Here is a 20227-nt window from a genome sequence, read left to right as displayed (position 1 = left end):
GACCCGGGGCTCGATGTGCAGTGACTGGCGTCACTCTCAGGCATAAGCAAATATATGTGATAACAGCAGACTTTGCAGTGGTCCCCGGCCGGGAATTTCGGGTGGGCCGGTCCGGGCGGCGCGAGGGCGCGGCCTCAGAGCATCGGGGTGATGTTCGCGTCGCGGGCCAGCATCGCCGTGCCGTACATCTCCAGGCTCACCCCGGGCACGATGTACGCGTGCCGGCCCGCCACCGCCGAGTCGCGCCAGTGCCGCTGGATCACGTTGTTCTCCGCGAAGCCGGCCGCACCGTGGGCGAAGAGCAGGAGGTTGATCGCCTTGGTGATGTTCTCGACCACCCAGCCGGCGTCGGCCCGCGCGCGGGCCCGCATGAGCTCGTCGGGGAAATCGCCCTCGCGGGCGGCCCGGTCGATCTCGTCGACGGCGCGGTAGGCGTGCAGGTGGGCGGTGTCGATCAGCATCGCCGCCTCGGCGATCTGGTGCCGGAAGACCGGCGAGTCCGCCTGCGTCGGGTAGAAGGTGAAGGTGAGCGGCTTGACGGCCGCCTTCGCCCGCACCAGGTCGAGCACCTTGCGTCCCATGCCCAGCTGGGGGGCGGCGATGCCCAGTGCCAGGACCGGCGTGAAGGCACTGCGGTAGAGCGCCTCGTCGGTGTGCTCGGTGGCCACCTCGCCCTGCCAGGCCTTCGGTGCCGAGATGATGCGGTGGTCGGGGACGAAGACGTCCCTGGCGATGAGGCAGTTGGAGCCCGACGACTTCATGCCGGCCACGAACCACGTCTCCTCGAAGTCGAGGTCGGCCCGCGGGATGAGCGCGATGCCGTGGTCGACGGCCTCGCCGGCCTCGTTCACGACCGGCATCCCGAGCACCGCCCAGTCGGCGTGCCAGGAGCCGGAGTTGTAGTACCAGCGGCCGTTCACCACGAACCCGCCGTCCACCTTGACGGACTCCGAGCTCGGGGTCACGACGCCGGAGATCTTGGCGTCGGGGTTGGTCTTCCAGACGTCGTCCTGGGCCTGCTCGGGGAACAGCCCCGTCATCCAGGCGCACTGGTTGCAGAGGGTCACGACCCACGCGGTGCCGCCGTCCGCCTCGGCGACGGCTGCGGACGCCTCGATCTGCGCGCGCACCGGCATCTCGTAGCCGCCGTACCGCTTGGGCTGGGCGATCCTGAAGACGCCGGCCTCCGTGAGGGCCTGAATGCTCTCCTCCACCACGCGGCGGTCCTGCTCTCCCTGCGCCGCGTTCCTCTCCAGCAGGGGGTGGAGCTCCCTGATCCGGGTCACCAGTTCCTCGGTGCCGGGTGCGGTGCCTACGGTCGGCGCTTCGGTGGTTGCGGATGCCATGGTGCGTTCCTTCTCGTATCGGTGGTCGTCAGCGGGCCAGGGCGGCGAGGGAATCGGTGATCGCCGGCCGGCGCCGCTCGTCGTAGCGGGAGTGGGTGCCGAAGGTGCGGTACGCGTAGACGAGCGGGGGGAGTTCCGCCCGGCTCGCGCCGACGACGTGCCCGAGGAGGAGCAGGTGGTCACCGCCCTCCACCGCCTCGTGCAGGTCGCATTCGAGCCATCCGGCGGCCCCGTCGAGGCGGGGCAGGCCGTGGTCGAGGTGCCAGTCGATCCGTGCGAACCGGTCGACGTTGCGCGAGGCGAACAGCATCGCGAGATCGGCCTGGGCGTGGCCGAGCAGGTTCACACCGAACCGGCCCTCGGCGAGGATCTGCGCCAGGACCCGCGATCCGCGGTCGAAGGCCACGGTCACGAGCGGCGGATCGAGCGAGAGCGAGGCGAAGGAACTCACCGTCGCGCCCGCCGGTCCTCCGTCGCCGGCCGTCGTGACCACGGTGACCGGCGCGCAGACGCCCGCCATCATGTCGCGGAAGACCTGCGGCGCAACGCTGCGGCTCTCGGTCGTCATCATGTGCTCCTCTGCGTGGGCCTGCTGTCCCCGTGTCCCACCGGGCGGCCGGCCGGTCGCGGCGCGACCGCGCCGGCGGCCGCGGTGCGGTGCGGCCTCATCCCAGGCCTTCGAGGTCTCGAAGGCCGACAGCGTCGATCATCAGGGCGAGGGCCTTGGTGGCGTCCTCGCCCAGTTCGAGGTACGGCTTGCGGGCGTGGCCCCCGGGAAGGCCCAGGATGCGCAGCATCGCCTTGTAGACGACGACCCGCGGCGCGGAGAACTCGGCGGCGAAACCGGAGATCCCGCTCCACAGCCGGGTCACGGTGCGGTAGGTCTCCCCCGCTGCGGAGAGGTCTCCCCGGTGCAGCGCGTCGTGAAGGCTGCGGCACAGGCGCGGGGCCACGTTCTGCAGGTTGTCCAGCTCCCCGGCCGCCCCGGCCGCGAAGGAGAACATCAGCTTCTGCGTCATCGTCAGCACCGTCGTGCGCGGCGCGAACCGTGCGACGAACTCGGCGACGTTGTGCTGGTCGGGGTGGTGCTTGAAGATCCCGACCACGTGGGGGTGGTCGGCCAGCGGCCGGTCGAAGACGGACGCCGGCACCTCGAACCCGGTCATGAAGTTGCTGGACAGGACGACCGGCACCTCGACCGCCGAGAGGACCTCGTCGTAGAACTGCCGGAGCATCCCGGCGGTCGGGGAGAACGAGTGGCCCAGGGTCGGCGGGTAGAGCTGCACGGCGTCGGCGCCGCGCGCCTGTGCCTCGGCGGCGAAGCGGACGTTCTGCGCCGCCGTCGGGAACTCCCGGTTGCCCGCGACCACCGGGCTGCGGCCCGCCGCCTCCTCGGACACGATCTCCACGACCCGGAGGATCTCCGTGTCGCTCATCTGCGCGCCCTCGCCGGTGGCGGGGCTCGCCGGCCAGAAGCCGACGTTCTCGCGGGCCATCCACTGCACGTGGGCGCGGAGCGCGCCTTCGTCGAGGTCGCCGTCCCGGTTGAACGGGGTCAGTCCCATCACGTAGGAACCGGCGGGGAGGCCGGGCGGCCGGTCGGCCGTCCGTTGCTCTCGAATCATGCGTCTGTTTCCCTCAGTTGCCTCCGCCCATGAGTATGGGCATCGGGTCGGGCAGGTGGGAGTCGAGCGCCCAGGCGCGGTCGGAGAGCTGCTCCGCCGTGGCGCCGTTGGAGCGGGCGTCGAGCAGTGCTTCCGGGTCGAAGGAGGGCCCGACGGAGTCGGCCGCGTACTCCGGCCCCTTCATGTAGGCGGTGGCGTCGTCCGGCTCCGCGAACCGGTCGATCTGCATCTCGACCATGTTCCCGTCGGGGTCGCGGTAGTACATCGAGGTGGTGACGCCGTGCGCGATGCAGACCGTGGGCAGCACACCCCGGTCGCGCAGCAGGACGTACCTGGCGAGCAGGTCGTCGATGGAGTCGAACGTGTACGCGACGTGGTGCATCGCGGCCGTGTCGGGTGTCCTGCGCTTCAGCGGGACGGGCGGGTGGATCAGGGCGACCCGGTGGTGTTCCTCGTCGAACGTGATGAACGAGAGGGCGTCGTCGCGGTAGACGACGTGGCCGTCGAGGACGGTGCAGTACCAGTCGCGCATCTCTTGCGGCTGGGCCGTCTGGAAGACGACGTGGGCGAACTTCGGGCTCGCGGGCATGGCGGATCTCCCTGGCTCTTCCGTCGGACTCGGACAGGCGGCGCCGATGTCGCTCCGGGCGCTTCGATGGCCTGTCGTGCGCCTCACCCTAGCGGTGATATGTGATAACAGGAACCCTCCGGGCGGGTTCTTTCCCCGGATCGAGGCCTTCATGCAGGACGGCACGGCATCGAACGCCGACGGTCGGCGCGGCGCGCAGCAGTGGACCGAACGGCTGTGACCTGCACAGACGTGGTCGCCGACGGACGCCTTCGGGGAGTCGGACCCCGGCGTCGTCCGGCCCGGGCGCGGGCAGCAGGCCCCCGCGGCCCCCTCACCCGCGGCCGGGAGCGGCGCTCCGGAGAGGCGGACGGCCGGCGCGGAGGAGAGGCGGACGGCCGGCGCGGAGGAGAGGCGGACGGCCGGCGCGGAGGAGTGGGGCGGGCAGGTGCCGCAGGGGTGCACGCACGCGGCGGGAGGGCGGGGTCGTCACGCCGGGCCGGGCGGCATCACCGGCATCGCGACGCACGGGCCCCGGGCCCCGTGCTCAGAGCACGGCCGCAGCGCGCCCGGAGGAACGCCGCGGGTGCACCGAACAGGTGCGGCGGCGGGCAGGGAACCGTCAGTCCGCGATGGCCGCGATGCCCTGCTGGGCGATCCGCTCGTTCGTGTCGAGGTGGACCATGACGGCCTGGGCGGCGCGGCCCGGATCGCGTTCCGCCACCGCGGCGAGGAGCTGCGCGTGCGCGGCTTCCCGGCGGTGGGGCTCGTCGGGGTCGTTGTCACGGCCGCCGAAGGCGAGCCGGACGTAGCGTTCGGCCGCGTGCCAGAGCATGTTGAGCATGCGGAGGTCCCAGTCGGTGGCCGCCGGGCGCAGCAGGTCGAGGTGGAACTCGTGGTGGACTTCGTAGATCTCGTCGAGTCCGAGGCGCTCGTTGCCGAAGATGGCCAGGTGGGACATGAGCCGGGCATGGTCGCGGTCGGTCAGCAGGAGGCACGCCCGTCCGACGAGCTCCGGTTCGATCTGCCGGCGCAGCCGGTAGACGGCGCGCAGGTCGTCGTGGCTGAGCGGGGCGACGGTGGCGCTCTTCCCTCGCTCGGTGATGACGAGGCCCTGGCCTTCGAGGTGACGCAGGGACTCGCGGACGGGGATGATGCTGACACCGAGGCGGCCTGCGATCTCGCGCAGGGAGAACTCCTGCCCGGGCGGCAGGTCACCGGCGAGGATGGACCGCCGGATCTCCTTGGTCACCTGATCCACCACCGACAGTGGCTGCACGCGGCGTACGCCGGTCGTGCTCACACCTGCCACGTTGGCCCCCCCTCTAGGCAGCTCCACAAGCACCGCCAGCGCCCAGATGTTATCAGACATATCACAGCAGTGTCCCGGTCATGACGCAACGACCACGGGGAGCGGGGCGGTGCGGTAGACGAGCGTCCGATGCGGGACACCTGCGGCGGGCGGGCGCGCCGACGATTCCACAAGGCCATTGCACTGCGGGACAACTGACCCCTCGTACGTGGCCGGGAGCCGCACCGCACGGCGGTGGGAGGAGGGCGGCGCGGGGGCGGCGGCTCGCGGGGACGGTGACGGCCCGCCGGTCCCGGGACGGGGGCGCCGGACGGGGGCACGAACGCCACCGGACGGCACTGGGCGGCAGATGTGACCCAGGGCACAGGGCGGAGGTGCATAGCGGGGCGGGGGCCGGTGCCTTGGTAAGGGTGAGGGCGTGTCCGCGGTCGCGCGGCAGCGCGTACGTGGTCGACGACGCGTGCACCGCCCTGCGGTCCGACCGGACCGCAGGCAGGTCCGGCGCGGGCGCGGGGGGACGAGGGGAGATGGAGGGGGTGGCGTTGACGGGGCAGGCGCGGGCCGACGCGTTCGACCGGTTCGTCGCGGACCGGTGGTCGGCGCTGCTCCACCTGGCGCGGCTGCTCACCGGCGGGGACCGCCACCGGGCCGAGGATCTGCTGCAGGAGTCACTGGTCAAGCTGTGGTTCGTCTGGCCGAAGGTCGCCGAGCAGGCCCCCGAGGCGTACGTGCGCACGATCCTGGCCCGGGCCGCGGCCCGTTCGGCACGGCGGCGCTGGTGGGGCGAGCACCCTGTCGACCGGCTGCCCGACCCGCCCGGGGTGGACGACGAGACCGCCGCCGTGGACGAACGGACCCGGCTGGAGGCCATGTTGGCGCTGCTGCCGGTGCGGCAGCGGACCGCGGTGGTGCTGCGCTACTACCAGGACCTGCCCGAGCAGTACGTCGCGGAGGTGCTGCGGTGTCCGGTGGGTACCGCCCGTTCGCTCACGGCGCGCGGCGTCGCGCGGTTGCGGAAGCTTCTGGCCGAGGCCGTCGAGCCGGTCGTGTGAGGAGGGGAACCATGGATCAGTTCGAGCAGGAACTCGCACGGATGATGCGTGACGGGCAGGAGGACACGCCGTACGAGGCCCGGCACCGGGACCGGCTGCGCGTCGGCGTCCGCGCCCGGCAGCGGGCCCGGACGGCCTGGACGGCCACCGGGTCGGTGCTGGCCGTGACCGGGCTCGGGGTCGGGCTGGTGGTCCTGACCGGCGCCTTCACCCAGGGCGGGCCGAGCGGTCCGCAGCCCCGTCCGCTCGCCTCCACCGGGTCCGCCCCGATGCCGTCGACGGTCCGCCCCGTGTCCACGGCCGAGGGCGCGCCGATGCCGTTCCGTCGGTCGGCGCCCGGACCGGCCACCGTGCCGACCCGGATCTCGGTCACCGGGGTGGCGGCGCCCCGGCCGGGTTCGAGCAGTCCCGCCGGCTGAGGGCCGGCCGGGCCCGCCTCACCGCCGCACGCCGACCGGGCCCGTATGACCACCGCCGCACGCCGACCGCGTCCGCGTGACCGTCGGCGGTGCGCCGTCGCGTCCCCGTACGTCCTGTCGTCCACGAGCAGAGAGTCACCACGTGGTGCATGAGAACGCGCCCTCGTCCGTCGACGTGCCGCACGAGCCGGCGGAGAGCCGGCCGACCTCCTGGGAGGAGCGGCTGCGAACCGTCGGCCACGTCGAGCGCCCGCAGACGTCCGTGACCGACCGCCTGGTCGTGCCGTTTCCCGGGCCCGGGTCGCGGACGTGCCGCGGGCCCCGGCTGCCCGCGGCAGTGGCGGGCCTGCCGGCGCGGTGGTCGGGCTGGGGCGGTCCGCTGCTGGTCGCGCTCTTCGCCGGACTGCTGCGCTTCCGGCACCTGGGCAGCCCGCGGGCCGTCGTGTTCGACGAGACGTACTACGCCAAGGACGCCTGGTCCCTGCTGCGGCTCGGCTACGAGAGCAGCTGGCCGGACCGCACGGTCTCCGACCCGCAGATCCTGGCCCGTCCCCAGGTGGTCCCGCTCTCCGACGCGGGGGCCTTCGTCGCTCATCCGCCGGCGGGCAAGTGGGTGATCGCCCTCGGGGAGTGGATGTTCGGCCTCACCCCGTTCGGCTGGCGCTTCGTGACGGCCGTCCTCGGCACACTGTCGGTGCTGATGCTGTGCCGCATCGGACGCCGCCTGTTCCGTTCGACGCTCCTGGGCTGCGTGGCCGGAGCACTGATGGCGGTGGACGGCCTGCACTTCGTGCTGAGCCGCACCGCCCTGCTCGACCTCGTCGTCATGTTCTTCGTGCTGGCGGCGTTCGGATGCCTGCTCGTCGACCGGGACGGTGCGCGGGCCCGGCTCGCGGCGGCCCTGCCGGCCGGCGGGGACGGCCGAGCGCGCCCGGACCGGCACCCCGGCGACCGTGCCGGGACGGGGGTGCGCCCCTGGCGGCTCGCCGCCGGCGTCTGCCTGGGACTGTCGGCCTCGACCAAGTGGAACGGCCTGTACTTCCTCGTCTTCTTCGCGGCCCTCACCCTGCTGTGGGACGTCGGCGCGCGCCGCGCGGCGGGGGCGCACCGTCCCTACCGTGCGGTGCTGCGCAGGGACCTCGGCGGGTCGCTGCTGGCCCTCGGCCCGGTCGCCGCCGTGACGTACCTGGCGACCTGGACCGGCTGGTTCCTCTCCGACCACGCCTACGGACGCCACTGGGCCGACGGCCGCGGCGGCACCTGGTCGTGGATCCCCGCCCCGCTCCGCAGCCTGTGGCACTACGAGTACGGGGTGTACCAGTTCAACGTGGGGCTGCACAGCCCGCACACCTACCAGTCGAACCCCTGGAGCTGGCTGGTCCTCGGGCGGCCCGTGCTGTTCCACTACACGACGGCGAAGCCCGGGACGGACGGCTGCCATGCCACGGCCGACTGCCCGCAGTCGATCCTCGCGCTCGGAACTCCGCTCCTGTGGTGGTCGGCCTGCGCCGCCCTCGTGTACCTGCTGTACCGGTGGGCGCTCCGCCGCGACTGGCGGGCCGGCGCCGTCCTCTGCGCGGTGGGCGCCGGCTACCTGCCGTGGTTCCTGTACCAGGACCGCACGATCTTCTCCTTCTACGCGGTCGTCCTCGTGCCCTACCTGTGCCTGGCCGTCACGATGATGCTGGCGGCCGCGCTGGGCCCGCCGGGAGCGTCCGAGCGGCGCCGCGTACGCGGTGTGACGGCCGCCGGGACACTCGTCCTGCTCATCGTCGTGAACTTCCTCTACTTCCTCCCGGTCTACACCGGACAGGCGATCCCGTACGCCGACTGGCACGCCCGGATGTGGTTCACCACCTGGGTCTGAGCCCGGCCGCACCACCGGCTCGACAGGTGTCGGGCCAGGCCCCGCCGGGCGGGCCGTCCGTGAGGAACGCGGTCAGCCTGGTCGACTGCGGGGAAGGCGTCGAAGGTCACGCTGCCGCGGGTCGTGGAAGGTCTCCCTTGTGGGTGTCGGGCGGACGTTCCACCGGAGGTGCGCTCCTCGCGCGAACGGTCCGGGAAGCCCGTGAGGACCGGGCGGGCGGCGTTCGGCCACGACGAATGGCTCGCCCGGAACGTGTGGTGCGGCAGCCTGCTCTGACCGGGCCCGGCCCGCGGGCGCGGCGGGCGGACGGCACGCGCCACCTACCCCGGAGCAGGCTCGACGGGGCTTCCTCCCGACCTGGAGGTGGTCACCGGGGAGGGCAGGATCTCGCCCTCTCACACCGGTGAGAGGCGCGGACGTACTGGACGGCGTGACACCGACATCCGACCCGGGCGGGCTCCGCGCCTTCCGCAGGGCCCGCCGGGATCAGCCGACACCGGCCGGCGCTGCTCGACGGCGCCCGTTCGACCGTGCCGAGCGCCGGGCCCGGCAGCCGTCCCGGTGCCGAGGTCGGCACGGTCCTCGTCCGGGGCGACCTCGCGGATCAGGCCCGCCGCATCCGGGCCGGCCGGAGGGACCGTGCCCGTCGGGGCGACGCGATCAGTTCTCGGACAGGCCGTAGGCGCTGATGAGGCCGACGACATGGCCGTCCTCGTCGACGACCGGCCAGGTGTCCAGGCCGCGGGAGCGCATGGCGTCGGCCGCGACGGTGGCGGGCATGCCGACGGTCGCGAACGGGGCGCGGTCGTGCACGATGTTGCGCACCGGGGTGCGCTCGGTGTACCAGGACCGGGCCTGGAAGGGCGCGAGGTGCAGGCGGGTCAGCAGTCCGGCACAGCGGCCCTCCTCGTCACGGACCAGGGCGTGGTCCGCTCCGGAGCTCAGCAGGATGTCCATCGCCGTGTCGACCGTGACGTCGTCGCCGATCTGGAGTTCCGGGTGCTTCATCAGGTCGCCGACCGTGGCAGTGGGCTGTTCGAGAACGATGGTCATGGGCGAGCTCCTTCGCGGTGGTCCCGCCGGGACCGGCGGGCGGCACTGGCGGGCGGGCACTGGCGGGCGGGTGGTCCGGCGGGCCGTCGTCGTGGAACCGGTTTCTGGTGCTCGGTGCCCTGCGTGGGCCCGGCCCGTGGATCGGGCCGGGCCCACGCGGTGCTCAGGCGGAGAGGGCGTCGCGCCTCGGTGCGGCGCTGCGGGAGCCGGTGCCGGTCTGCGGGGTGCGGCCGGTGAAGGAGGGCCGGCTGCGGCGGTTGCGGCCGGCGGAGGCACTGCGGCGGGGACGCTCGACCACCGGGGCGGCGACGACGACGGGCACGCCGGTGGGGACGCGGGCGCCGGTGATGCGGGCCAGCTCCTCGTCGCTGGAGTGCACCTGGGCGGAGGTCGGGGTGATGCCGGCGGTGGCCATCATCCGGGCCATCTCGCGCCGCTGGTTGGGGAGCACCAGGGTGACGACCCGGCCGGACTCGCCGGCCCGGGCGGTGCGTCCGCCGCGGTGCAGGTAGTCCTTGTGGTCGGCCGGCGGGTCGAGGTTGACGACCAGGTCGAGCCCGTCGACGTGGATGCCGCGGGCGGCGACGTTGGTCGCGATCAGCGCGGTCACCTGGCCGGTGCGGAACTGCTCCAGGGTGCGGGTGCGCTGCGGCTGGGACTTGCCGCCGTGCAGCGCCGCGGCCTTGACGCCGTTCGCGAGCAGGTCCTGCACCAGGCGGTCGGCGCCGTGCTTGGTGTCGGTGAACATGATCACGCCGCCCTCGCGGGAGGCGATGTGCGCGATCGCGGCGTCCTTGTCGCGGTTCTGCACGTGCAGCACGTGGTGCTCCATGGTGCTGACCGTCGCGGCGGACGGGTCCACGGAGTGGGTGACCGGGTCCTCCAGGAAGCGGCGCACCAGCCGGTCGACGTTGCGGTCCAGGGTGGCCGAGAACAGCATCGTCTGGCAGCCGGTGGCGACCTGTTCGAGCAGCTCGGTGACCTGCGGCAGGAAGCCCATGTCGGCCATCTGGTCGGCCTCGTCGAGCACCGCGATGCCCACCCCGTCGAGCTGGCAGTCACCGCGCTGGATCAGGTCCTTCAGTCGGCCGGGCGTGGCCACCACGACCTCCGCACCGCGGTTCAGCGCCTGGGCCTGACGGCCGATCGACATCCCGCCGACCACGGTCGCCAGGCGCAGCCGGACCGCGTGGGCGTAGGGCGTGAGGGCCTCGGTGACCTGCTGGGCCAGCTCGCGCGTCGGCACCAGCACCAGGGCCAGCGGGCGGCGGGGCTCGGCCCGCTGACCGGCGGTACGCGCCAGCACGGCGAGGCCGAAGGCGATGGTCTTGCCGGAGCCGGTGCGGCCACGCCCGAGGACGTCGCGGCCGGCCAGCGAGTTCGGCAGCGTCGCGGCCTGGATCGGGAACGGCGAGGTGACGCCCTGCCGGGTCAGCGTCTGCAGCAGCGCCTTCGGCATGTCCAGCTCGTCGAAGGACTCGACGGCGGGCAGCGACGGCGTGGTGCTCACCGGCATCGCGAACTCGCCCTGGACGGACGAGCCCTGACGCCGGGACGAACCGGAGGAGCGCGATGCGCCGCCGTAGCGCGAGCCGGAGCCGGAGCCGGAGCCCGAGCCACCGCCGAAGCGGGAACCCGAGCCACTGCCACTGCCACTGCCGAAGCGGGAGCCGTAGGCGCTGCCGCCGGCGCGTGAGCCTCCGGCGGAGCGCGAGTTGGCGTTCTGGTACGAGGAGCGACTGGAGCGGTTCATGCGAAAACCTTCCTCAGGGCGGCACGTCGCGAGGAGGACTCCGCGGCGTGGGCGCCGGCGGAGATCGCAAGGAACGGGCCAGAAGTGTGAAGAGCGGGGCGTGGACGGTAGAACCGTGCGGCACGTCACCTACGGTCGGCGCTCACCGACGTGCGGGAGCGAAGAGCCTCGAACCGTGAGATGTCACGGCAGGGCGCCGATCCGGACGCGGCACTGTGTGTCTCGCGTGGGGGCGGCACCGGTGGCGGAGCCAAGGGGCCCGGGCGGCCGGGAAGGGCGCGTCGGGCGCAATGCACAGGGACCCGCACCGTACGTGTACGCGGTGCGGGCCCCTGTTGCCAGGCGGGTGCCCTGGCGAAAACTACAGCGGACGAATGTTCTCGGCCTGCGGGCCCTTCTGGCCCTGCGTGACGTCGAACTCGACCTTCTGGCCCTCGAGCAGCTCGCGGAAGCCGTTGGCGTTGATGTTCGAGTAGTGGGCGAAGACGTCCGGGCCGCCACCCTCCTGCTCGATGAAGCCGAAGCCCTTTTCCGCGTTGAACCACTTCACAGTGCCATTAGCCATAAAAAATCTCCTTCAAGGGGCTGTCCGAAGTCCGCACCGTGCGAACCCCGAGTGCCGCGATGATGACCCACCCGGGGAAGAGCCGGGAAACAGAAATGCGCCTGCGACACATCAGCAGGCGCACACAAGTTCATGGGAACCACTACTGCAACTACGTAGACTTTAGCAGGTCCCGGCCCGCAGCAGTGGGATGTGTGGCCCCCGGAACTGCCGACACCCTTTCCGGGGCGATGACGCCGCGGGGCCACCACGGACAACAGGTCGCTCCCCCAGGGGAGTTGTCGATCACAGGGCAGGTTCCTGCCCGGCCGAAAGTGGCCCGCGCGCGGTGTCGCGAATGTGGGTCGGTGCCCTGATTATGGGATCTCGTGCCGATCCGACCGGCCCATGGCCGCCACGAGGCGTGCAGGAGTGAACCGCTCCCTACCACGGGAAGCCCGGGAAAACCCGGGTACCGGAAGGCAGCGCACAGGCGCCGACCCCCGTGCATACCCTCCGACGGAGCGGTCGGTGACGCCCGGTCGGGAACGGAGAGGTGCGGCGACGGGGTCGCCGTCCGGTCCCCGGCCCGCCGTCGGCGTCGTCGGCACACGGAGCGTGCAGCACACAGACGGAGAACACGGCCGGGGCCGACGGGCCCCGCCCGCCCCCTTGCCCGGGGGAGAGTCGGAGAGGCCCACCCATGCGCATCCACCCAGCCGGATCCCACCGCCCCACAGGACGCGGTACCCGGGCCGTCCTCGCGTCGGCGGCGGCCCTCCTCACGGCGTGCGGTCAGGCCGGTGGCCCTGCCGCCGACACGGCGACGCCGGGCGGACCCCGGGCGGACGACTCCGCCTCCGCCCGGGTTTCCGGATCCGCCTCCCCTCCCCCACCACCGAACCGCGCCCGTCCGGCATCGTGTACTCCTCGCTCCAGGGCGGCAGCTGGCGCCTGGCCGTCGTCGACCCCGGCACCGGCACGTCCACCCTCCTGGCCTCCTTCACCCCCGCGGACGACGACGTCCGCCTGGACGCCGAGTACGCCGCCATGAACGACAACGGGCCCATCGCCCAGCGCCACCTGTTCTCCGCCGACCTCACCCGTGCCGTCGCGAAGCGCACCCTGCCCGACGGAACCGGGCACGTCGGGTGGATCGACCGCTCCGGCGCCTTCACCGACGTCACCGCCGCAGAACCGGCCGGCGCCGACTTCGCCTCCACCACCACCGACGACAGCCCGGCTTTCGGTCCCGACGGCGCCTTCTACTTCGCACACCGCCCGAGCGACGGGGCCTGGAAGCAGCCGCCCGCCGTCTGGCGCCTGGAGGGCTCCGATCCGGCCGCGGCCCGCGAGGCGGCCCGTGTCGACGAGGTCAACTACACCGTCGACGCCCCGTCGCGGATCACCGGCCTGTGCGCCGGATGCGCGCCCTTCTCCCGACCCGCGGGACAGGACAAGGGGGCGTTCCGGGTCACCGGTTTCCTCGGCCACGACGCCTACCTGTCCACCGACAGCGGCAACCACATGGTCTACCGCTCGCCGTTCAAGGCGGAGAAGGACACCGACCTCATGGACTGGGGCACCGACGGCACGAAGCTCATCCCGGAGACCAACCGCACCGTCTGGAGCCCCATCGCCGATCCGTCCGCCACCACGGTCGCCTTCCTCAGCGAGGCCGACGGCTCGTCGTCCGGCACGTCGGGCCTCCCGCACGAGCTGTTCACCGTCCCCGCCACGGGCGGCACGCCCCACCGCGTCCCCGTCACCGGCGAGACCCTCACCGGCCCCTCCCCCGCCCTGATCGACTGGCTCTGACCGGACGCCCGCCACCGACCCGGCCCGGCCGGCCCTGCCGGGGGTCGGGGGCCGCAGGTCGGCGCTCCGTGCGGAGCGGGATGCGGGGGTGCGAGGGCGGGGTGCCGTTGTGCAGAATCCATGGACGTGGTGACGGAGAGTCACTAGTGTTGACCGCAGGGGAACCGTCAGGTTCGAAGCGGATGGGGGGACCATCGGTGTTCACCGTTGCGGGTCAGCAGTACACGGGACAGGAACTTCTCGCAAAACTGGGGGCGCTGGCCGCCGACAAGGAGAGCGGCGTCGTCTGGCACGACGGGTACGTCGCCGCGCTGCCGGAGCTGGCAGAGGCCGGGCGGACGGTGTTCACCTCGGTGGACGCCGTCCTGCTGAGCCTCGGCGGGTGCCTCACCGGCCGCAGCGTCTACGCGTACGCGTACCGGGCGCAGGTGGACCTCACCGCGCGCAGGATCCTCGCCGGGAAACCGGTGTTCGAGAACACCGGGCGGGCGAAGGCGTACAACAAGCTGAACTGGGCGCAGCAGGGGCAGGGTGACGACGCCTTCCTGCAACTGCGCAACGACCGGTCGCCGTACGACGCGGTGCGCGAGCTGGCGGACAACTCCGGTGCCTGGACGCTGGACTGCGCCACGTTCGTGCAGGCCGTCCAGCTCGGCGCGTGGGCCGCGGCGGTCGGCAAGGAGACGTTCGACCAGTCGGTCAAGCGGCCGTTCAACCTCAAGGATCACGCCTCCACCGGGCTGACCCACCACAAGCTCTGGTTCAGGGAGTCGCAGGGTTCCGAGTACCGGCTGCGCACCCCCGCCACCGACCGCGTCAAGGCCCAGGAGCCCGTCGCCGACGTAAACGAGCAGAAGCTGCTGCGGTCCGCTCCCCCGGGCAGCCGGGTGGCGTTCGTCAACGCCGATCCGCAGTCCGCGGGCACCGACTTCGAACGGGAGAACACCGTCAAGCTGCCCGACGGGACGTACGCCTCGCACCCGTTCGGCATCCTGTCGGCCGCGGCCATGAAGCACGCGCTCGCACTGCAGACCGTACTGCGCTACGGCGACGAGATCGACGTCACGCTCAAGCACGCGGCGGCCGGCAAGCACCAGTCGATCACCCCTGACCAGGCCCTCTCCGCACAGACCGCGCTCGACCGACTGCTCGCCGCCGGGGACCGGACGGCCCTGGCCGCGTGGATCATGGAGCACCGCACCTGGACGGAGAACCTGCTGTACGACGACCTCGACGAGTACGTCGAGGACCTGCTCTACCTCGGCGAGGTGGAGATCTACACGATCACCCCGGAGACCACCGACCGGAAGTAGCCGCCCGCGGCCGGGCCCCCGCGCCGATCTGCCGATGTGCCGGCCGGCGTATCGGCGCGGGGGCGGTCGGACCTCAGCCGGCGATCAGGTCGAGACCGCGCCGGTCGGCGAAGGCGCGGGGCACGGACGGAGGACCATCAGCGAGTCCTCCAAGGTCGCCACCATGGCGAACGGGAACCGGTCGAGCTCAAGGCAGAGCGCGACGTCATCCGGGTGGGCTCCTTGACGCACGCCCTCCGCCAACTCGGTGGCGGCGAGCGACCCGCCGGCGCGGCGGAGGAACTCGGCGGCATCCGCCTCCGCCCCGGCGGCCCTCCGAGCGATGTACTGGGCGCACGCCAGGTCTTCCTCGGCGCGCCCGTCCTCGCCTGTCACCACGAACGTGACACTGCCGCACTCGCGTGCCCGCAGGAGCCGGGCCGTCGCCTCCGCCACCACGAACCCGGCGCACAGCACCAGCGACGCCTCCTTGACCGCGAGGGCGCCGACCGTGCCTGCCGTGGTCTTCTGCACGACGGTCCGTCCGCCGAGGTCGACGGACCGCAGCAGGGCCGGCGAGTTGACCGCGTCGAACCCGGGTGCGGGCGGACCGTCCTTCAGCGCCACCCAGTCCGGATGGCGGGCCTTGAGTGCGAGCGCTTCGTCCAGCGACCCGGCCAGCACGATCTTTTCCGCCCCCCGGGCGAACGCCCAGGCGGCCACGGTGAACGCCCGCATGACGTCGACCACGACCGCCACGGTCGGCGCTTCGACCAGATCAGGGATACCGAGGAATCGAGAGTCCATCCGACCATGATCGCGCATGCCCGGGCCTGCGGCGGCGGCACCTCTCCCCGGGGGCGGAGCTCCCGGGAGTTCGAGGACGGCAACGCCAACGACCGGCCCTGCCTAGGCTTTGCGGGCGAGCAGGTGAATCTCCCGGAACTGACGCCGGTCGGTGGGCTGAGGCTCACGAACCATCCGGGCCACCTCGGCCAGCCCGGACGTGCGCAGCAGTGCGGCGAGGTGGTCCGGCCACCATCGATAGGCCGGCGCGACCGCGTGATCGAAGACCTGTGTCGGGTGGGACGCGTCGTCGCTCGCCGAGAAGCCGAGCAGCAGGTGACCGCCGGGTGCGAGCACGCGGTGGAACTCCGCCAGGATGACGGGGAGTTCCTGCGGCGGGGTGTGGATGATGGACCAGCGTGAGAATACGCCGCCGAGGACGCCGTCGGCGATGTCCAACGCGGCCATCGACCCCACGTCGAACTGCAGACCGGGATAGGCCTGTCGGGCCAGCTCGATCATCGCGGGAGAGGCGTCGACGCCGAACGCCGAGAGCCCCAACCCGTCGAGATGGGCGGTGACGTAGCCGGGTCCGCACCCCAGATCCGCGACCCGACCGTCCCCGCTCGTCCGTGCGACCTCGGCGAAGGCGCTGATGATCGCGCGATCCAGGGGCCTGTCGTGCAGCGTGTCGCGGAACAGCTGTGCGTAGGTGTCGGCAGCGGCGTCGTAGGCCTCGCGGGTGGCACGGAGGGCATCGTGTTCGACCATGCTCGCGACAGTAGTTCCCGGCGCGGGCCCGACGCCGGGGCGGGCCGGGAATTCACGATCTCCGCTCCTGTCCGGCCCTTCGGCCGGACCCGCACCTGCGGCCCCGACTCGTCGGGATCGTCCACGGCCTGCCTGGCCTCGCCGCCGGGGTCCGCACCGACCTCGTGGCCCGGGGCCCGGGAGGTGGACCGCCGTCCTGCGGTCGCCGACCCGGCGGATGCCGGCTACAGGAGGACGAGCAGCTTGGTGCCCTGCACCAGCTTCCGGTTGACGGAGGTCGACTGGACGAACACGGTGTACGACGGGTTGTCGCCCGGCTTGACCGTGGCCTCCGACTGCGGCAGGCCGAGCAGTTGGCGGGCCGCCGGGCCGGAGAAGACCCTGCCCGTCATCCGGCCGGTGGCCGGGTCCTTCTCCGCCACGGCGAGCTGCTTGCCACCCTGGACCTTCTCGCGCTTGGACAGTTCGTAGTAGGCGCAGCCGGTCTTGTACGGGTGCCCGGCGCTGGTGACGAAGTCGCGGATCGGCATCGGCTGGTCGACCGGGACCAGGATGTACCTGCCGGTGTCCAGGGCGTCGAGGTTGGCCCTGACCTCGGCGGTGTTCAGGTCCTGGCCCATGGCGAACAGGTTCCGGGTGCCGCGCACGCCCTGCTCGCGGCCCCGCAGGAAGCTGGTCGCCGCCGACTTGACGGTGCCGATGGCCTCCTCGACCCCCTTGCTGGAGTCCGCGTCCCAGATCGCGATGTTGCCCGCGGGGAAGCCGTACTCCTGGGCGGTGCGCTTGGCCAGGGAGTTCGGGACCAGGATCGCCGACGTCCAGTGGTCGGGGAGGTTGTCCATGCCGCTCTGGATGCGGTCCATCCACGTGCGCAGGACGGCGGTGCCCCGGGCGCCGCCCAGGCGGGTGTGCATCTGGCCGGTCTCCGAGCAGCCGGAGGCGTTCTCCTGGCCGTCGGTGACGACGACCTGGAGGAAGGAGTGCTCGCCGTAGCCCTCCCAGATGTTCTTCAGGTCGTCGATGGACTTGACGGCCGCCTCGATGAGCGCGGTCGCACCGTTGTCGACCTTGTACAGGCCCTTCAGGGAGGGCAGGTGCTTGACGTCCATGTCCCAGACGAGGTTCTGCACCTCGTGGTCGAACGCGTAGAGGCTGATGCGGGTCTCGTGCCCGAGCCGGTCGGACTCCTCCTGGAGGCCCTTCACGAACTCGTCCACCACGCGGACGAGCTGCGCCTCGTGCTGGCGCATCGAGCCCGACTTGTCGACCACGAGCGAGACGTGGTTGACCTTGTGGTTGATCCTCTTCGCAGACATGGCCATACCCCTTTTCCAACGCCCTTTCGACGCCATTTCCGGCGTCCCCTCCGACGTTGTTCCCACACTACGGTGGGACACTGACAGTCCTTCCTGACCTGGGGTTTCACAGACCCTGACCGCTCATCTCCCGGAGGGTCGGGAATTGACGGGCGGTCGGATCACTGCGGTCGCCGGGAATTCCGCCCCGGCCGTTTGCCCGAAGGCGCACGTCCATGGCTCAGGAGGTTCTGAGCGCCTGCCCCCACCGGAACCCCCCGCGGCGTGACGGTTCACCTTCGCAGGGCTGCGCGCTGCCGACGCGCGCGCCGTCCGCGGAACTCCCGACGTCCGGGTGGACCTGCCGGGGCGTGACCACCGGGCTCACCGACCGGCCGTCGGGCGACGGCCGGTCGGCACGCTCCGACGCGGCATGCTCCGCGGCGGATGCGGCGCCCGCCCCTGGTGGTCAGACGCGGTCGGCTGCGATCAGCAGGTACTGGAACGAGCCGTCCTTGTACGAGTTGATGAACGCCTCCTCGATGCCGGTGACCAGCGAGGACGTGGCCCGCAGCTCCCAGTACGGCAGGGTCGCCGGGGTCAGGTCGATGACGGCCTGCGGAACGAGGCGGTTGTCGGCCATGGCCCGCATGTACTCCCGGCGGGAGTGGATGTTGCATTCGAAGTGCGCGTTGATCTGGGAGACCCACTTCGACGGCTGGCCGTAACGGGGGTTCCAGCAACCGGTGATGGTCACGTAGCGACCGCCGACGCCGAGGATCCGGGAGTGCTCGGCGAAGAGGTCCTCCAGGTCGACGTACATGCTCGACTCGTTGTTCCACGACGCCGCGGCCCGGCCGGTCTCGAAGGGCATGGCGAGCATGTTGCAGACGCGGGCGCGCACCGAGTCGTCGATGCCCAGTTCGTGGGCGCGCCGGTTCGCGAAGTCGGCCTGCTTGGCCGACAGGGTGACGCCCTCGACCTTGCTGCCGAAGCGCTGGTGGGCCATCACCATCGAGCCCCCGCGGCCGCAGCCGGCGTCCACGAGGGTGTCACCGGGCCCGACGGCCCCGAGGTGGTCCAGGAGGACCTCGGCCTGTGCCGACTCCAGGCGGTGGAGTTCGGCGACCAGCTTCTTCTCGTACGTGCTGTCCTCGGTGTCGCCGAGGGCGGCGTGGTCGATGTCGCCGATGCCGTAGTGGTGGTGGTACAGACCGTCGACGTCGCCCAGGCGCAAGTTCACGGGCCGGGCCTCGTGGTCCCAGTACCGGGCGATGTCACCCTGGTAGGGCGTCGCCGGGCCGGGGATGAACGCCGGGGTGGTCGCGGTGGTGAGGTCAGTGCTGGTCACAGGTGAATCCGTTCTTACCAGAAATCGGGCAGGCTGTAGCGGTAGGTGTTGGTCCGGTGCCAGTAGTGGTTGCCGTCGACCCACACGGCGACGCCCCGCAGGAAGCGGAGCACGTTCGGGGCCGGGCAGCTGACGGCCAGGTCGGCGGCCTCGGCCTCGAAGGCGCGCATCAGGTCGTTGTGGACCTCGACGGCCTTCAGGTAGGCGTCGCGGACGGAGCAGTCCTCGCGTTCGGCGATCACCACCGGAAGGTTCAGGTGCCGACCGGGACTGGCGAGTTCCTTGGTGTACGAGTACAGGTCGTTGACGATGGTGGTGGCGTTCCCGGCGAGCGCGATGACCCGTTGCATGGCGGGCAGGGCGTGCACGTCCGCGGGGAGTTCGTAGCCGCCGACGGTGTCGGTGATGGTGGGGCAGGGGCGGAAGTTGTTGAACTGCCGCATCGCCAGGTACTCCCACACCTCCGGCACGTGGTCCGTCTCGGCCCAGGCCGCCTCCGCGAGGTAGCCCAGGTGCAACCGGGCCATGTCGTGCCGGTACCTGTCGGCCTGGGCGTGGCCGGCCTCCTGGACGAAGTACTGCATGGCCGAGCGGTAGGCGCGCCGCGGCGCGTCCGCGTGGAGCGATGCCGCCCACTCCGGTTGGTACTCGGTCGTCGTGTGGAGCGGGTCGAGCGCGGTGTGGGCCAGCAGCAGACGGCCGCCGAGCCCGACGGGCGAGCCGCCGTGGTCCTCGCAGTAGACGTCGTCCAGGGCGTTCTCCGCCGCCATCAACCGGGTGGCGATCATCAGGTGGTCGACGGTGGGGGCATCGGGATGGCAGGCGACCATGTAGCGCCCCAGCGAGAAGCCGTCGAACTGGTCCTCCCAGTCCGGCGGGAACAGCTCGACCTCGTCCACCGCCCAGGCCTTGATCCGACGGCCGACCTCCTCCACCCGCACGGGGTCGGGTTCGGCCACCGGGTGGTGGTAGAGACCCGGAACCGGATTGCCCGCCGCTGCCGGTTGCGCGGGCGCGGGCGGCTCCTCGTGACGGGTCATGTACAGCCCCGCCGTACCGAGACCGCTCGGGCCGCGGAGGATCCGTTCGAGCACGGGGCTCGGTGCTGTCCGCACCGCGGCAGCACCCTGCGGCACGGGGTTCACCGCCGGACCGACGCCCGGCTCGTCGACGGTCACGGAGACGGGGGCGGGGACGGAGACAGGGGCGGCTGCCGGGGCGGAGAAGGGCAGCGAGGGCGGTCCGGGGAGGCCGCCACCCCCGGTTCCGGGGACGGAACCGGCGCCGCGGCCGTGCGTGAGGGGCCCGGGGCCCGGGGCGGACGGCGGCCTCGACTGCGCGGGGGGAGGCGCAGGTACGGGCATCGGTAGCTCCT

At 72.1% G+C, this 20227-nt stretch carries 18 protein-coding genes; 5 read left to right on the top strand and 13 right to left on the bottom strand.

What is annotated here, in order from left to right; translation table 11 throughout:
- Positions 1-134 precede the first annotated feature (134 nt).
- The 5 genes from OG335_RS37030 to OG335_RS37010 form a co-directional block, all read right to left on the bottom strand.
- Entirely contained in the window at positions 135-1346 is a 1212-nt protein-coding gene (locus OG335_RS37030; protein WP_405009489.1) for an acyl-CoA dehydrogenase family protein, read from the bottom strand.
- Positions 1347-1374: 28 nt separating this feature from the next.
- Positions 1375-1914: a flavin reductase family protein gene (locus OG335_RS37025; RefSeq protein ID WP_405009490.1), complete on the bottom strand. Its 540-nt coding sequence runs from the start codon at positions 1912-1914 to the stop codon at positions 1375-1377.
- Between the two features lie 97 nt (positions 1915-2011).
- A complete protein-coding gene (locus OG335_RS37020) occupies positions 2012-2971 on the bottom strand; it encodes a dihydrodipicolinate synthase family protein (RefSeq protein ID WP_405009491.1) in 960 nt (319 codons plus the stop codon).
- A 13-nt stretch (positions 2972-2984) separates the two neighbouring features.
- Entirely contained in the window at positions 2985-3560 is a 576-nt protein-coding gene (locus tag OG335_RS37015) for a VOC family protein (protein WP_405009492.1), read from the bottom strand.
- Positions 3561-4161: 601 nt separating this feature from the next.
- Entirely contained in the window at positions 4162-4842 is a 681-nt protein-coding gene (locus OG335_RS37010; protein ID WP_405009493.1) for a GntR family transcriptional regulator, read from the bottom strand.
- A 536-nt stretch (positions 4843-5378) separates the two neighbouring features.
- On the opposite strand from OG335_RS37010, the gene OG335_RS37005 reads away from it, so the two are divergent.
- The 3 genes from OG335_RS37005 (at position 5379) to OG335_RS36995 (ending at position 8189) form a co-directional block, all read left to right on the top strand.
- Positions 5379-5903 carry a SigE family RNA polymerase sigma factor gene (locus OG335_RS37005; RefSeq protein WP_405009494.1) on the top strand — a complete coding sequence of 175 codons (525 nt, stop codon included), beginning with the start codon at positions 5379-5381 and terminating at the stop codon, positions 5901-5903.
- Positions 5904-5914: 11 nt separating this feature from the next.
- Positions 5915-6322: a cellulase gene (locus tag OG335_RS37000; RefSeq protein WP_405009495.1), complete on the top strand. Its 408-nt coding sequence runs from the start codon at positions 5915-5917 to the stop codon at positions 6320-6322.
- Between the two features lie 175 nt (positions 6323-6497).
- Entirely contained in the window at positions 6498-8189 is a 1692-nt protein-coding gene (locus OG335_RS36995; RefSeq protein WP_405015297.1) for a dolichyl-phosphate-mannose--protein mannosyltransferase, read from the top strand.
- Between the two features lie 660 nt (positions 8190-8849).
- Here the strand turns inward: OG335_RS36995 and OG335_RS36990 are convergent.
- The 3 genes from OG335_RS36990 to OG335_RS36980 all read right to left on the bottom strand — a co-directional run bounded on the left by OG335_RS36990 (position 8850) and on the right by OG335_RS36980 (position 11560).
- Positions 8850-9242: a CBS domain-containing protein gene (locus tag OG335_RS36990; RefSeq protein WP_405009496.1), complete on the bottom strand. Its 393-nt coding sequence runs from the start codon at positions 9240-9242 to the stop codon at positions 8850-8852.
- A 163-nt stretch (positions 9243-9405) separates the two neighbouring features.
- A complete protein-coding gene (locus OG335_RS36985; protein WP_405009497.1) occupies positions 9406-10995 on the bottom strand; it encodes a DEAD/DEAH box helicase in 1590 nt (529 codons plus the stop codon).
- A gap of 361 nt (positions 10996-11356) precedes the next feature.
- Positions 11357-11560, bottom strand: coding sequence for a cold-shock protein (locus OG335_RS36980; RefSeq protein WP_030918248.1), 204 nt, complete (start codon positions 11558-11560; stop codon positions 11357-11359).
- Between the two features lie 900 nt (positions 11561-12460).
- Between OG335_RS36980 and OG335_RS36975 the strand changes: the two genes are divergently transcribed.
- Entirely contained in the window at positions 12461-13357 is an 897-nt protein-coding gene (locus OG335_RS36975; protein ID WP_405015265.1) for a hypothetical protein, read from the top strand.
- A 197-nt stretch (positions 13358-13554) separates the two neighbouring features.
- Complete coding sequence (locus OG335_RS36970; RefSeq protein ID WP_405009499.1) at positions 13555-14670, top strand: hypothetical protein; 1116 nt, start codon at positions 13555-13557, stop codon at positions 14668-14670.
- A gap of 84 nt (positions 14671-14754) precedes the next feature.
- On the opposite strand, the gene OG335_RS36965 is transcribed toward OG335_RS36970, so the two are convergent.
- The 5 genes from OG335_RS36965 to OG335_RS36945 all read right to left on the bottom strand — a co-directional run bounded on the left by OG335_RS36965 (position 14755) and on the right by OG335_RS36945 (position 20216).
- On the bottom strand, positions 14755-15456 hold the full coding sequence (locus tag OG335_RS36965) for a 2-phosphosulfolactate phosphatase (RefSeq protein WP_405009500.1): 702 nt from the start codon (positions 15454-15456) through the stop codon (positions 14755-14757).
- A gap of 102 nt (positions 15457-15558) precedes the next feature.
- Complete coding sequence (locus OG335_RS36960) at positions 15559-16206, bottom strand: class I SAM-dependent methyltransferase (protein ID WP_405009501.1); 648 nt, start codon at positions 16204-16206, stop codon at positions 15559-15561.
- Positions 16207-16430: 224 nt separating this feature from the next.
- Positions 16431-17522: a vWA domain-containing protein gene (locus OG335_RS36955; protein ID WP_405009502.1), complete on the bottom strand. Its 1092-nt coding sequence runs from the start codon at positions 17520-17522 to the stop codon at positions 16431-16433.
- A gap of 448 nt (positions 17523-17970) precedes the next feature.
- Positions 17971-18852, bottom strand: a complete 882-nt coding sequence (locus OG335_RS36950; RefSeq protein ID WP_405009503.1) for a geranyl diphosphate 2-C-methyltransferase — start codon at positions 18850-18852, stop codon at positions 17971-17973.
- 14 nt (positions 18853-18866) lie between these two features.
- Entirely contained in the window at positions 18867-20216 is a 1350-nt protein-coding gene (locus OG335_RS36945) for a family 2 encapsulin nanocompartment cargo protein terpene cyclase (protein WP_405009504.1), read from the bottom strand.
- Between the last annotated feature and the right edge of the window lie 11 nt (positions 20217-20227).

The organism is Kitasatospora sp. NBC_01539 (genome assembly GCF_045040525.1).
GTDB lineage: Bacteria > Actinomycetota > Actinomycetes > Streptomycetales > Streptomycetaceae > Kitasatospora.
The sequence above is the reverse complement of the archived record's forward strand: the minus strand, read 5'-3'. Positions and strand labels throughout refer to the sequence as shown.